10 protein-coding genes are annotated in these 14666 nt (G+C 66.7%); 5 read left to right on the forward strand and 5 right to left on the reverse strand.

Annotated features, from left to right (window positions below; all coding sequences use genetic code 11):
- Positions 1–12 precede the first annotated feature (12 nt).
- Positions 13–3051, forward strand: coding sequence for a ligand-binding sensor domain-containing diguanylate cyclase (locus tag LRP66_RS00720; protein WP_230480525.1), 3039 nt, complete (start codon positions 13–15; stop codon positions 3049–3051).
- Positions 3048–3305: a DUF5818 domain-containing protein gene (locus LRP66_RS00725; RefSeq protein ID WP_329959224.1), complete on the forward strand. Its 258-nt coding sequence runs from the start codon at positions 3048–3050 to the stop codon at positions 3303–3305. Before LRP66_RS00720 ends, LRP66_RS00725 begins: the two co-directional genes overlap by 4 nt.
- A gap of 6 nt (positions 3306–3311) precedes the next feature.
- On the opposite strand, the gene LRP66_RS00730 is transcribed toward LRP66_RS00725, so the two are convergent.
- Positions 3312–4247: a DUF808 domain-containing protein gene (locus tag LRP66_RS00730; protein ID WP_230480526.1), complete on the reverse strand. Its 936-nt coding sequence runs from the start codon at positions 4245–4247 to the stop codon at positions 3312–3314.
- A 225-nt stretch (positions 4248–4472) separates the two neighbouring features.
- On the opposite strand from LRP66_RS00730, the gene LRP66_RS00735 reads away from it, so the two are divergent.
- Genes LRP66_RS00735 through LRP66_RS00745 form a run of 3 tightly spaced genes read left to right on the forward strand, consistent with a single transcriptional unit; the run spans position 4473 to position 7078 of the window.
- Complete coding sequence (locus LRP66_RS00735) at positions 4473–5042, forward strand: gamma carbonic anhydrase family protein (protein ID WP_230480930.1); 570 nt, start codon at positions 4473–4475, stop codon at positions 5040–5042.
- 9 nt (positions 5043–5051) lie between these two features.
- A complete protein-coding gene (locus LRP66_RS00740; protein WP_230480527.1) occupies positions 5052–5762 on the forward strand; it encodes a response regulator in 711 nt (236 codons plus the stop codon).
- A complete protein-coding gene (locus tag LRP66_RS00745; protein WP_230480528.1) occupies positions 5759–7078 on the forward strand; it encodes an ATP-binding protein in 1320 nt (439 codons plus the stop codon). Before LRP66_RS00740 ends, LRP66_RS00745 begins: the two co-directional genes overlap by 4 nt.
- A 367-nt stretch (positions 7079–7445) precedes the next feature.
- Here LRP66_RS00745 and LRP66_RS00750 read toward each other — a convergent pair whose 3' ends face one another.
- The 4 genes from LRP66_RS00750 to treY all read right to left on the reverse strand — a co-directional run bounded on the left by LRP66_RS00750 (position 7446) and on the right by treY (position 14642).
- Positions 7446–10559, reverse strand: coding sequence for a response regulator (locus LRP66_RS00750; protein ID WP_230480529.1), 3114 nt, complete (start codon positions 10557–10559; stop codon positions 7446–7448).
- An 88-nt stretch (positions 10560–10647) separates the two neighbouring features.
- Positions 10648–11274 (reverse strand): retropepsin-like aspartic protease family protein, encoded by a 627-nt coding sequence (locus LRP66_RS00755; RefSeq protein WP_230480530.1) that lies wholly within the window; start codon positions 11272–11274, stop codon positions 10648–10650.
- A 375-nt stretch (positions 11275–11649) separates the two neighbouring features.
- Entirely contained in the window at positions 11650–12234 is a 585-nt protein-coding gene (locus LRP66_RS00760; protein ID WP_230480531.1) for a DNA-3-methyladenine glycosylase, read from the reverse strand.
- A gap of 2 nt (positions 12235–12236) precedes the next feature.
- Entirely contained in the window at positions 12237–14642 is a 2406-nt protein-coding gene (treY, locus tag LRP66_RS00765) for a malto-oligosyltrehalose synthase (protein ID WP_230480532.1), read from the reverse strand.
- Between the last annotated feature and the right edge of the window lie 24 nt (positions 14643–14666).

Genomic DNA, 14666 nt, shown 5'->3' on the forward strand with positions numbered 1-14666 from the left:
CCGGACACCGCCTTGACCCGCATTCGATCCTTTTGCGCCATCGCCCTGTTTGTCCTGTGCCTGTTGCCGCTGGCGGCGACGGCGCAGGGGGGCGACGCGTGGGCGAAATGGCAGTGGTCGAGCTTTTCCCGGCTGGGCGGCGACGCTGGCCTTCCACACGTCACCGCGACGGCGATCACACGTGCGCCCGACGGTACGATGTGGATCGGCACGCGCGGCGGGCTCGTCCGCTACGACGGTCAGCGACTGCGCAGCTTCAAGCAACGGCTTGCCGACCCCCATTCGCTTCCCGACAATTATGTCCGCGCGCTGCTGGCGCTTCCCGACGGCAGCATCCTGATCGGCACCAATGTCGGCGGCACGGCGCGCTATGATCCGCGATCGGGCCAGTTTCGCCGACTGACCGCGATCAAGGGGCGGATCGGGGCACGCGTGTACGGCTTTTCCCCCGATGGCGAAGGCGGTGCCTATCTGGCCTCGGATGGGGGCGTTCATCACTATATGCGGGCCGCCGATGCCATCGAACCGATGGCCGGGCAGGGCATTCGCTCGCCCGAGGGCCGACCGCTCGGCTCCTTTGCCATCTACCGGGATGACGACGGAACCCTGTGGGCGGGGAGCGAGGAAGGGCTTTGGGTGCGTCGGCCCGGTCAGCGGCGCTTCTCCGCCGTGTCGCTGGGCCGACAGTCGCAGGCGAGCGACATCTGGGCGATCCTTCGCGACCGTCAGGGGCGACTGTGGGTCGGGACGGGCGCGGACGGACTCTTCCTGTCGGAAGGGCGGGGTGACCGAGCGCCGCTTCGAACGGCGGCGGGGCTCGACGGGGGGTCCGCGCTGATCGGCCATCGAACCATTCGCGCGCTGCTTCAGGACATCGACGGACGGATCTGGGTCGGAACCGACGGGATGGGAATCGTCCTCATCGATCCGGCGCGTGGTTTCGCCGCGACCCCGATCCGGCACCTCGCCGCCAATCCCCAGTCGCTGGTCGGGGACACGGTCCGGTCGCTGGCGTTGGACGGATCGGGTGGCATCTGGGCCGCGACCGAGTTGGGTGCGGCGCGGACCCAGGGACCGGGCGGCGGTGTGCTGCGTATCGGCCCCGCGATGCCCGATCCCCGTATGTCGCTATCGGACGAGAATGTGCGGGGGATCATGGTCGACCGGTCGGATCGGATCTGGCTGGGCCTCAGCAAGGGCGCCGTCGACCGCTTGGACCGTGCCGCCGGACAGGTCACGCGCATCACCCTCGACGGGCGTCACGCCGGGCAGGATATCAAGGCGCTGCTGGAGTCGGACGACGGCACCATCCTGATCGGGGCGCGCGGCGTCGTCGCGGTCGACCCCAGGACGCTCCGCCAGCGGCCGATCGATGTCGCGGGGCTCGACGATCTCCCCGTCATCTCGCTGGCCGAAACCCCCGACGCGCTATTGATCGGGACCTATAAGGGGCTGTTCGTCCGACGTCGACGCGATGGGTCGGTCATACGTCTCCAGCACGATGCCGCCGATCCGCACAGCCTGCCCAATAACGAGGTCATCAACATCGTCGTCCGGCCGGGGGGAACCGCGCTGGTGGCGACACCGGGCGGTGTCGGCAGGCTCGACCTGAAGGCCGGTCGGTTCACGAATTTCGCCAATCGCCTCGGTGACGAGAGCAGCTTGCCGCAGGATTATGCCGGATCGATCGTTCCGGTCGGGTCCGATATCTGGGTCGGCACCTATGGCGGTGTCGGGCGCGGTCGCGCGGTTCCCGGCGGCTGGCGTTTCCAGGCGATCACCGAAGCGCAGGGGCTGGCGGGCGACAATGTCGCATCGCTGGTCGCTGATCGGCGCGGCCGCCTTTGGGCTGCGAGCACCGGCGGAATATCGCTGATCGATCCCACCGGTGGTCAGGTGCGGGCGATGAGCCACCGCGACGGGCTGACCATGGGGGCGTTCAACCAGCGCGCGGCGGCACGGACCGCCGATGGATCACTGCTGTTCGGCTCGCCCGAGGGGCTGCTGGTGCTCCAGCCCGATCGCCTGCTCGAACGGCGGCCACATGCCGAGCGGGGACGCCTGATCGTCAGTGGCGCGGATGTCGACGGCCACGCACTGCCGGTCGAACCGACCGCGCCGGACTTCGTCGTCCAGCTTACCGGTGACGAACGAACGCTCCGCATGGGGTTTGCCCTGACCGACTATGCCGCGCCCGAAGAGATCCGCTACGGCTATCGTCTGGACGGTTTCGATCGGCAATGGATGGCGGTTCCGTCGGGAACGCCCGCCAGCGCGACCTACACCAATCTCCCGGCCGGGCGCTATTGGCTGGAGTTGCGCGCCTCCGTGCCGGGCTTCGCGGCCCGCACCGTCACGCGCCGTATCCGGCTTGTCGTGGCGCCGCAATGGTATGAAACCTGGCCTGCGCGCCTGGCGCTGGCCATCCTGCTCCTGGCGGCATTCGGCGGTGCCATCTGGTTCGTGACGGGGGTCATCCGGCGGCGGGCACGTATGCTGGAGGTCATGGTGGAGGAGCGGACCGGCGCGCTGCGCGCGGCGAACGAACAGCTCGACTTGCTGGCCAGCACCGATCCGCTGACCGGTCTGGCGAACCGGCGGACGTTGATGTCCGCCATCCATGCCGAACGCGCGCGGGCGGTAGCGACGGGCGAGGGGTTCGCCTTCGCGCTGCTCGACCTCGATCATTTCAAGCGGATCAACGACGAACACGGGCACGGTGCGGGCGACGACGTGCTGGTCGAGATCGCCCGCCGGTTGCGGCAGGGCGTGCGCGGCAAGGACAGTATCGCGCGCTATGGTGGCGAAGAGATCGCGATCCTCTTCCCGGCCGCCGACCTCCACGCCGCGACCGCGATCGTCGAAAGGCTGCGTGGCGAGGTGGCGAGTCGTCCCGTCATGGTCGGGGAGCGCGCCATCCGGGTGACCTTCAGCGCGGGCGTGGCGCAATGGTCGGGCGGCGAGGATGTCGAGGCGACGATCCGCCGCGCGGATCACGCCCTCTACCGGGCGAAGGATGCGGGCCGCGACCGCGTGGGTCAGGCGCTATGAGCGCGACGCGGAACTCCGCGGAGGCCACGGCGATTGCCATCCCGATGGATAGTGACGCGACGACCTTCGAGCGGATCGTGACGGGACGCCTTTTGCGACGCCACGGCGCCTTCATCCTCCAATGCGACGAGGGCGGCGAACTTGAACTGCGGCTGCCGCGCGTGCCGGTCGATCATGTCGGGAAATCGGTCCGCGTGACGGGACGGATGATCGGCCCGGCGCTGCTGGAGGCGGAGGGCGTCGGCGGTATCTGACGCCGGTCAGTGCGCCGCCTTGCGCGGGATCAGGTGAAGCGCCCCGACGATGACGGCGCCGACGATCAGGCCCAGGATGGCCGAACCGATTGCGTTGACGATCCATTCGATGGCTGGTCCGGCCGCGGGCATCGCGGCGGCGGCGTGATGCGCGGTGTCATGGACGAGGTGCGGCAGGGTGGTGAAGCCGAATTCCTCCATCCCGTGCAAAATGATGCCGCCACCGACCCAGACCATCGCGGCGGTGCCGACGATCGCCAGCACGCGCAGCACGACCGGCATGGCCTTTACCAGCCCGCGACCGATCGCGCGGACCGCCGGAGCGTCCCGCTTCGCCAGATGGAGCCCGATATCGTCCATCTTCACGATCGCCGCGACGACGCCGTAGACGCCGACCGTGATCGCGATGCCGACCAGCGCCAGCGCGATGGCCTGTGTCCCGATCGACATATCAGGAAGCTCGGACAGCGCGATCGCCATGATCTCGCCCGACAGGATAAGGTCGGTGCGGATCGCGCCCGACACCTGCCGGTCCTCCAGCGCTTTCGGATCGATTGCCGCCGTATCCGTCGCCTCCGCATGGCCGCCGGTCAGCGTCTCGAGGATCTTCTCACTCGCCTCGAAACACAGAAACGCACCACCGGCCATCAGGATCGGGGTGATCGCCCAGGGTGCGAAAGCGCTGAGCAGAAGGGCCGCCGGGAGCAGGAAGATCAGCTTGTTGCGCAGCGATCCCAAGGCGATCTTGCCGATGATCGGCAATTCGCGCTGCGGCGCGAGGCCGACGACGTACCGTGGCGTGACGGCGGTGTCGTCGATCACCACCCCTGCCGCTTTGGCGCCCGCCCGGGCCGATGCCCCCGCGACATCGTCGAGCGACGCCGCCGCCAGCTTGGCGATCGCCGCCACGTCGTCGAGCAATGCGACCAGACCCCCTGCCATCGACCCTGCACTCCCTGATTGATCCGTCGACTGCCTATAGGCGGATGCTGGCGGATGCACGGAAAAATGACGGGGCCGTCATGTCACTCCAATGTCGATCCGCGAACGATCCTGGACAACCATGCGCAAGGGTCGGTGCGCCGAACGCCCCACGCGGCCGAACGGCTATACGGAGCCATCGCTTCGACGCTATCGTCGAACGGTCGAGCCGCAGGAGAATGGATGATGCCGTTATATGCGATGGGACAGCATCGCCCGACCGTTGCGCCATCCGCCTGGGTCGCACCGTCCGCCGATGTCATCGGGCAGGCGGTCGTGGGCGAGCAGGCCAGCCTCTGGTTCGGCGCGATCGTTCGGGCGGACAATGGACCGATCCATATCGGAGCGCGAAGCAATATCCAGGACGGCGCCGTCCTCCATTCGGATCCCGAAAGCCCGCTGACGATCGGCGCGGACTGCACGATCGGCCACCGCGCGGTGCTGCACGGTTGCACGATCGCGGATGGCTGCCTGATCGGAATGGGCGCGACGATCCTCAACGACGCGGTGATCGGGGCCGGATCGCTGGTCGGGGCCGGGGCGCTGGTGACGGAGGGCAAGAGCTTTCCGCCTGGCAGCCTGATCGTCGGCGCACCCGCGCGGGCGGTCCGTGCCCTGTCGGCAGAGCAGGTCGCGCGCCTGCGGCTGTCGGCCGATGGTTACGTCGCGCGTTCCGGGCAATATGCCGCGCATCTGCAGTCGCTTGGCGAGGATCGGTCCGAACCGGTCGTTGACGCGGGCGGCACAGCTGCCTAGCCAAGCGGGGTGACCCCGCCCACCATCCTGATCGTCGAGGACGATCCCGCCCTCCGTACCCTGACCGCCCGCGCGTTGCAGGAAAACGGATTTGCCGTGAAGCTCGCCAATGCCGCGCCAGAGATGTGGCAGGCGCTGGAAGTCGGGCAGATCGACCTTATCCTGCTCGACATCATGTTGCCGGGGACCAGCGGCATCGATCTGTGCCGTCAGGTCCGGCAGAAGAATGCGGTCCCGATCATCTTCATCAGCGCCAAGGGCAGCGAGGTCGATCGGGTCGTCGGTCTGGAGCTGGGCGCCGATGATTACCTCGCCAAGCCGTTCGGCACGCGCGAGCTGGTCGCCCGGATTCGCGCGGTCCTGCGTCGCGGCGGCCTGGAGAATGCGCCGGGCGAACGCGAAGCCGGGATCCTGGGCTTCGACGGCTGGACCGCGAACCTGCCACGCCGCGAGCTGATGTCGCCGTCGGGCGCGCAGGTCGAGCTGACCGGGGCCGAGTTCGACCTGCTCGTCGCCTTCCTCGACAATGCGCAGCGCGTCGTCGCGCGCGAGCGGTTGATCGAATTGTCGCGGGCGCGCATCGGCGACAGTTCGGACCGGAGCATCGACGTGCTGGTCAGTCGCCTGCGCCGCAAACTGTCGGGCGCGGGCGGAGCGGCGCCGATCGTGACGGTGCGCGGTGTCGGCTATATGCTGAACGTGCCGGTGGAACGGCGGTGATCCGCCCATCGGTCGGCCTGCTCGGCCGGATCGTCGCGATCCTGCTGCTGGCGGTAACGATCGAGTTCGCGGTTTCGACCTATCTCTACGAACGCGCCAGCCATGTTTCGGTCCGCGATGACGAGGCGCGGCGGCTCGCCGAACACCTCATCGTCGCGCGACGCGTCCTGAACGAGCGGCCACGGGTCGAACGGCCCGAGGTCGCGGCGGAGCTGACCACCGATCGTTACATCGTAAGCTGGTCGGCCGTCGCGCCGCCTCATCCTACGATCGCACCCGCGATGAACAGCATGCGGCGCCAGATCGTCGATTGGGAGCCCTCGCTCGCCGCGACGGACATCCACCTGCGCCTGACATCGCCGGGGCGCACGTCGGTCGTGTCGGGGGACCTCCGCCTGGACGATGGTTCGCTGCTGAGCTTCCGGATGCGCGAAGGCGTTCGCACGCTCGACCTGGCGCTGGGCCGCGTATTGCTCGCGCTGATCCCTGCGATCGCACTGATGCTGCTGAGCGGCGCGCTGATCGGGCGCATCCTGCATCCGCTGCGAACCCTGGCCCGGGCGGCCGACACGCTTGGGCGGGGGCAGGGGGGCGCTTTGCTCGTGCCCGAACGCGGTCCGGGCGAAGTACGGCACGTGACCCGGGCGTTCAATCGGATGCAGGCGCGGATCGGGCGACTGATCGACGAACGGACCCGCGCGCTCGCGGCGGTCGGGCACGACCTGAGAACGCCGCTCGCCCGGCTGCGTCTGCGCGCGGATTCGATCCGGGACGACGACGTGCGCGATGCGATCGGCGCGGATATCGAGGAGATGGAGGCGATGGTCTCCTCGCTCATGGCCTTTCTGGGGGGCGAGGGGGATGCCGAGCAGCCCGAACTGACCGACCTGGCGATCCTCTGCGCCAACCTCGCGGACGATGCCGCCGATCATGGCCGGGACGTTCGTTACATCGGGCCCGACCATTTCGATTGCCGTGTTCGCCGCTTCGGCATGAAGCGCGCGCTGACAAACCTGGTCGAGAATGCGCTTCACTATGGCGATCAGGTGAGCATCACCCTGCGTGCCGATCCGGGCGACGACGTGCGCATCCGCGTCGAGGACGACGGGCCGGGTATCCCGGAAGAGTCGCTGGAGCTGGTCCTCGAACCCTTTGTCCGCCTGGATACCGCACGGCGGCGCGACACGGTCGGCTTCGGTCTCGGCCTTTCGATCGTGGCGCGGGTCGTGGCGGCCGAGGGTGGCGAATTGACGCTGGCCAATCGTTCCGAGGGCGGTCTCTGCGCGGAAATCCGGCTTCCGCATTGTCGGACATGATTTGTCACGCTTTCGCTGCACGACAGCAAAACTCAAAGCGTATTTACTGATCGAGAGGCAGGATGTCTCGGCCATGACGCGCCGAGCCGCCGGTCTTCGCCGACTTGCCGTTCGAGTGCCGGTTCCTTCGGGAACGGCGTCGGACGACGCCTCTGGGTTCAAGCATCACTCGGGAGATAGCCGATGACGATGGAGTTCGATTTGACCGCACTGGAATTGCAGGGTGCCCTGCTGGTGTTGGCGGTGATCATCACCTTCGCCGCTATCGAGGGCTGGAAAGCCCGCTAACCGACACACGGTTTCGCAAGGGTTCCTCTGCCGCCCCCCTCCGGCATGAGCCCGACCGGAAAGGGGTAGGCGGCCCGGCTCAAGCCCGGGTCGCCTGCTCCATAATCTCCAACTGGCCCCGGATCGCGGCGACCAGTCGTTCTGCCGAATAGGGCTTGGTCAGCAGGGCCGCGCCGAGATCGGCCGCCTCCGCCGCCATACCGCCATCGCCGGTCGCGAATACCACCGACAGGGCCGGTCGTAGCTGCCGCGAGCGCCTGGCAAGTTCGATACCCGATTCCCCCGGCAGGTTCAGGTCGGTGACCAGCACGTCGATCTGCGCCGTCTGAAGCGCGGTCATCGCTTCCTCCGCCGTGACCGCGTGCACGACCACGAAGCCCGCATCCTGTAATGCTTCCGCCGTATTCGTGCGGATCAGGTCATCGTCCTCGACCAGCAGGATCGTGCGCCCGTCGTGCAGCGGCCGGGGTGCCGGACCCTGGTCTGCGACCGGTTCGCGGGCCGCAACGTCCTGCTGCTCGGCCAGGGGCATACGCCGTTGCCGCTGGTTGGCGATGACATGGCGGAATTTCCGCGCCAGCGCCTCGCGGGTATAGGGCTTGGACAACAGCTCGACGCCCTTGTCCAGGCGGCCGCCATGCACGATCGAGTTTTCGGTATAGCCCGAGGTGAACAGCACCGCGATGTCCGGCAGCCGTTCGCGCGCCTTCCGGGCAAGCTCGGGGCTTTTCAGCGTGCCGGGCATGACCACGTCGGTGAACAATATGTCGATCGGGATGCCGCTCTCGATCACGTTGAGCGCGCTCTGCGCATCCACGGCCTTCAGGACGCGATAGCCCAGGTCGGACAGAAGCTCGACCACGGTCGCGCGCACCTCCGCATCATCCTCGACGACCAGAACCGTTTCGGTGCCGCCGGTGATCGGGCCGGTATCGACGACGACCTCGACATCCTCGGCTTCGACCGCGCGGGGCAGGTACAGCTTGATCGTCGTGCCGTGTCCGATCTCCGAATAGATCTTCACATGGCCGCCCGACTGCTTGACGAAGCCGTAAACCATCGACAGCCCGAGGCCCGATCCCTTGCCCTCGCTCTTGGTCGAGAAGAAGGGCTCGAAGACCTTCTGAATGACCTCTTCCGACATGCCGCTGCCAGTGTCCGACACGGCGAGCATGACATATTGGCCCGGCGTCACCTCGTCATGGGTGCGGGCATAGTCGTCGTCGAGATGCGCGTTGCCAAGCTCGATGGTCAGCTTGCCCTGGCCGTCCATCGCGTCGCGCGCGTTGATTGCCAGGTTGAGCAGCGCATTCTCGATCTGATTGGGATCGATGAAGGTATTCCACAGACCACCGCCGACGATCGTCTCGACCTCGACGCCCTCGCCGATCGCCCGGCGGAGCATGTCATCCATGCCCTGGACGAAGCGGGTGACGTTGACGACCTTGGGCTCGAGCGCCTGGCGACGGCCGAAGGCGAGCAACTGGGCGGCAAGCTTCGAGCCGCGCGATACCCCCGCCATGGCGTTGGCGACGCGCTGTTCGGCGCGCGCATTGCCCGCGACATCCTTGCCCAGCAGCTGAAGATTGCCCGATACGACCTGGAGAAGATTGTTGAAGTCGTGCGCGACACCGCCGGTCAGCTTGCCGATCGTCTCCATCTTCTGCGCCTGAGCCAGTGCGCGTTCGGCCTGGCGGCGCTCGCCGATCTCCTCGATGACACGGCTTTCCAGCGTTTCGTTCAACTGGCGAAGCTGCGCCTCCGCGCGCTCGCGGTGGTGGACCTGCCGCGCCAGGACATCGGCCTGGTCCCGAAGCGCCTGTTCGGCGGCGCGCTGCTCGGTGATGTCGGTGTGCACGCCAACCCATTCGATCAGCTCGCCATCGGCCCCGATGATCGGCAGAGCGCGGATGGCATAGGTGCGCCACGCGCCGTCGTGGCGGCGTACCCGGTGTTCGTGGACGAACATGCCCTTGACCGCCACGGCCGCGTTCCAGGCCGCGATGGTGGCAGCCGAATCCTCCGGGTGGACGGCGCTCGCCCAGCCATATTCCTGATACTCGTCGCGCGACTGCCCCGTGATCGCGGACCATCCGGGCTGTTCGCCGATCATCCGTCCATCGGCGCTGTTGGTCCACAGCACACCATGGACCGCGTCCATCGCGGCGCGGAAGCGGCGATTGCTACGCTCCACCTCTTCGGCATGGCGCATCCGCTCGTCCACGTCGAAGACGAGGATATGAATGCCCAGCACGTTGCCATCGACATCGCGCCGCGGGATGTAGCGGGTTTCGGCACGGCGACGGCTGCCGTCGCGGTGATGGATATGAACGTCGGCGACGACCTCCTCACCGGCCAGCGCCTGTTCGATAAGCGGAAGGCGTTCGGCATAATCCGTCTCGGTCAGGACGTCGGCGATATGGGTGCCGATCATCGCTTCCGGATCGATGCCCAGGAAATCCCGGTAGAAATTGTTGGCGAAACGATAGCGCTGTTCGCGATCGACGAAGGCGACGAGCACCGGCAACGAGTCGGTGATGATCCGAAGCTCGGCCTCGCTTTCCGCCAGCCGCCGTTCTGCCGCCACGCGGCCGGTATTCTCGACCACGGTGCACATCACGCCGCCGACCGAGCCACGATCGCAGTAGATCGGCGTGTAATAGAGATCGAAGACCACGTTCTCCTGAACGCCCGCGCGCGTCACGGTCAAGCTCTGGTCGCGATAGGCGATCTCCTCACCCGTGAGCCCGCGATCGAGCACCGCCTTGTTCCAGTCCCAAATCTCGGGCCAGACTTCCGGCACCAGCCCCCCGAACGCGGCCGGGTGGCGTGGTCCGGCGATGCCGCGATAGGCGTCGTTGTAGATCATGACATGGGCATCCCCCCACATCAGAACCTTGGCGATCGGCGAATGGACGATGTTGGCGACCGTGGTGCGCAGTTCGGCGGGCCACAGTGCCATCGAACCCAGCGGCGTCGCGGACCAGTCATGATCGCGCACACGCTGGCCACATTCGCCGCCGCCGACCAGCCAACCGCTGGCGGCCAAGGGATCGACCTGCTCCTGCAACCGCGCGATCGCCGCCTGCACCAGAGCGTCTTCGTCGGCGAACGCCCCCGTGCTGAGGGCGTGGGTAACGAATTGGCCGAGCTGCGGCGGGAGCGACAGCATACGCGACGAGGAACGGGTCATGGGACGGGCATGAAAAAGCTACACTGGCAAGTCAATCGGCCACCGGGCGATGTGCGTTGATTTCAGTTACGTTTCAGGTCGTTTGCGGTCAGCTTGCGGCATCGGACGGCTGGGGGTGGTGCGGTTCGAGGATCAGTGTGGAGCCTTCGACACGCCAACTCTTCAGCCGCGACAGGAAATTCATGCCGAGCACGTCGGTCTCGCCAAAGGCCGCGGATACCACGACGGGCACATTGTCGGCGCGGATCGTGCCGATGCGCAGCGACCGGACACGCGCCGTATCCGCGCGGATCATGCCGTTGGCCGTGTTGAGCATGACGGGGAAGACCGGCGCGGCGGGGCGGAGTCCGGCGGCCCGCGCGGTATCGGTCGACAGCGCTGTCAGGGTCGCACCGCTGTCGACCAGCATCCGGCGGCTGACCCCGTCGACCGTCACCCGCGCCCAGAAATGCCCGTCCGGCGCCATGCGGATGCGCACCGTGTCGCCGACAACGCTCTGATCCTGCAAATTCAGGATCCGCATCGCACGCTGGATATAGGGATCGAACTGCTCGCGCTGTTGCAGCACGACGAACAAGAGGCCCGCCAGCAAAACCCAGCTGAACAGGCTGATCGCGACGCGAAGCACCGGCACGCGGCGCGCTATGATACCGGCGATCACGACCGCAACGACGATGATGACCAGCGGCAGTGGAACGCCCGGTTCGGCAAACATGGAACGGCAAAGTCCTCGATCGATCCAAACACTGGATCCAGGGGACGTTCGCTTAAATCGGTCAGTCTGTATACAGGCTGACCGGTCCTATTCAGCCCCGGTCGGTCAATCCGACTTCGGTCGCAGTGAAACGGCGACCGCCATACCAGCGGCGAAAGCTTCCATCAGGTTGGCGGAAGTAGCGGGCCCCCTCGTGACGGACAGGTGCTCCAAGAGAGCGGTACGCCGCCCAGATTCCATAGACCATGGCAGCCACCGCCAGGACCTTGATCCACTCCATCGACTCGCCCTTTTATGTTTATGTCATGAAGCTGATGTGAAAAGATGGCGATGGCAAGGAAATTAGTTTTTGCGCTGCGGTCGGGTTCGATCCGATTATTTGCTGCGTTGCGGCAGATTTTCGGGGAAGGGTCTGCTCAGCCAGGGTGATCGAGGCAGGCCATATCGCCTCGCCCGGTCCTCGGCGCGTGAGATGCCGATGCGCGGTCCAGCGACGACATCCTCGGGGTGCGAGCCGCGCGTCAGCAGGAAGGGCGGCTGTGACAGGGGTACACCGTCGAAAGCTTTGTCGATCGACAGGGCGGCGCATAATCGGCCGGGCCCGCCGCACAGCGATGCCGTCGCCATTCCAATCCCGCGTCGCTCTCGCATGATCTCGATCCCGTGGCGGGGCTCGATCGCGCGAATGAGGACGGCGCTGCCCGGCGTTCCGCACACGATGTTCAGGCACTGGTGCAGGCCGTAGATGCGATAGACATAGGCATGGCCGACCGGTCCGAACATCGCGGCATTACGGGCCGTTCGTCCGACAAAGCTATGCGACGCCGGGTCGGCGGCGTCATAGGCCTCGGTCTCGACGATCGGGCCGCCGATGCCGTCGACCGTCAGCGTGACTCCGAGCAGCGATCGCGCCACCGCATCGACATCCTGCGAGTAAAAATCGAGCGGCAGGGGTTCCATCGTCAGTCGGAACCCGGCCCGTGGCGCCGTTCATACCAGACGGGCGAATCGCCGAGCAGGTCGGCCATGCGTTTCGCGCCGCCGGGCAGTTCGACCTGTGTGTCCCGCCAGTCGACGCGACCCTCCGCATCCATCAGCGGCGCGAGCCTAAGCCCGAAAACACAGACCAGCGAAGTCGCGTCATGTCGGCGCTCGAAGGCGATCGCGCGGTCGCGACCATGGCCGGTGATCGTCAGGGAGCGATATGTGCCGATGGTGAACAGCTCCGGCATCTCGCGCCGCAGCCTCAGCAGATCAGCGATCAGCGCCTGCTTGGCATTGTTTCGGTCGGCCAACCCGGCCTCGCGCGCCGCATAGTCGACCGGGCGACGATTATCGGGGTCGACGAGGCTGAGGTCTTCGAATTCGGTGCCCTGATAGCAGTCGGGAATACCCGGAACCGTGTAACGGAGTGCGACCTGCACCAACGAATTGGCGGTCGCGGCCGGGGCGATCCGGGCCAGCAATCGGTGCAGCCCTTCGCGGAATTCCGCACCCGCGTCGTCCTCTATCAATGCCCTGGCCAGCGCGTTGCACCTTGCCTCGTAATCGCTGTCCGGAGATTCCCAGGACGAACGGAGCTTGGCCTCGCGCAGTGACTTCTCCTGCCATGCTGCGATGCGATCGGCAAAGCCGTCCAGTCCGTCACGATCCGGCCATGCCCCGACCAGTGTCTGGACCAGCATATACCAGTCCGCCGGATCGACCCCGTCGGCCAGGTCCTTCGTCTGGCGTCGCCATAGCTCAATCTGGTCGCGCCACTGGTCTGGTAGCGCACTCAGGACCGCCAGTCTGGCGCGGACATCCTCGCCGCGCTTGTGGTCATGCGTCGCGGTGGTGAGCATGGCTTGCGGAAAGCGTTCGACGCGCCCTGTCATCCGGCCATGGAATGCCGCGACGGAAAGGCTCAGCCGGTTCGCGTCGAAGCCGACATCGTTGCGCGACAGCAGGACGGCGTGGCGGTAGAAGCCGGTGTCCTCGACCGCCTTGGCGGCGATGGGCGCGGACAATTGCTGGAAGCGGCGGACCGCCTCGGCGAGTGCCGCGCGGTCACCGGGGCCGTCGCCCGCCAGCCAGCCGAGGATCTGGTCAACGACATAGTCCTCGCCCGGCGGTACGAAGCGCGCGACACGCTGGCGCGCCTCGGCACGGATGGCCTTGTCGGTCGCGGGCGCGTCCGGACCATAGGTGCGATAGACGGGGAACACCCAGAGGAGCCGCTCGATCGCACGGCGCAGCATCGGCGTCGTGATGGCGCCGTCCAGTTCGGGGGCGGAGGCAGTGAGGGTGGCGAATGCGGCCACGCATTGATCGAGTTGCCCGGCAAACTGCCATGCAAGGAGGTCCTGGCGCGCCTGCAATTCCTCGGGCGCGAAATCGACCGACCGGTCGCTCAATTGACCCCATAGTTCGCCGAGCGGACGCGTCCCCTCCGGGGCGTGGAGCAGGGCGGAAACCTCCTCCATGAAGTCATAGCCGCTCGTACCGTCGACGCCCCAGTCCGCGCCCATCCCCTCATCGGCGCCGAGGATTTTCTCGACCACGATATAGGCGCGGTTGCCGTCGTCTCTGGCGATGGCGTCGAAGCGAGCGCGCAGCTTGCGGCAATAGCCGATCGGGTCGGTCAGACCATCGACATGATCGATGCGGACGCCGTCGATCAGGCCTTCCTGGTACAGGCGGAAATACAGCGCATGGCTTTCCTCGAAGACCTGATCGTCCTCGATACGCAGACCGGCAAGGTCGTTGATCGTGAAGAAGCGCCGCCAGTTCAATTCGTCGTTGGACACCCGCCACGATGCCAGCCGGTAATGCTGACGATCGAGCAATTCCCGCAGGGGCAGCGTCTCCGCCACATCCTGATCCGCGTCGCGGACCGGCAACCGGTGTTCGCCATAGGCGATGATGGAAGCGCGCCCTTCGCTCCGCTCGACCGCGAGTTGGCCGTCCGCAATGACCTTGGCCAGAGGATCGCCGAGGATCGGCAGCACGAGCTTGCGGGACCAGTCGATATCGAAGAAGCGGGCATGGCGACTTCCCTCGCCATGGGTCAGCACATCGTTCCACCACGCGTTGCCGCCGCCCGCGACGCCCATGTGATTGGGGACGATGTCGATGATGATACCCATGCCCCGCGACCGCGCCGCCTCGGCGAGGCGACGGAAGGCGGCTTCGCCACCCAGTTCGGGACCGATCCGGGTCGGGTCGATCACGTCATAGCCGTGCATCGATCCCGCCGCCGCCGTCGTGATCGGCGAGGCATAGACATGGCTGATCCCCAGCCCGTCGAGATAGGGCAGGAGCGCTTCGGCCCGATCGAACGGGAAGTCCTTGTGGAACTGGAAGCGGTAGGTGGCGCGCGGCGTCATGGGCGCAGTCCTTTGGGCAAGATG

The sequence above is a fragment of the Sphingomonas sp. Leaf21 genome (genome assembly GCF_916858675.1).
Lineage (GTDB): Bacteria > Pseudomonadota > Alphaproteobacteria > Sphingomonadales > Sphingomonadaceae > Sphingomonas.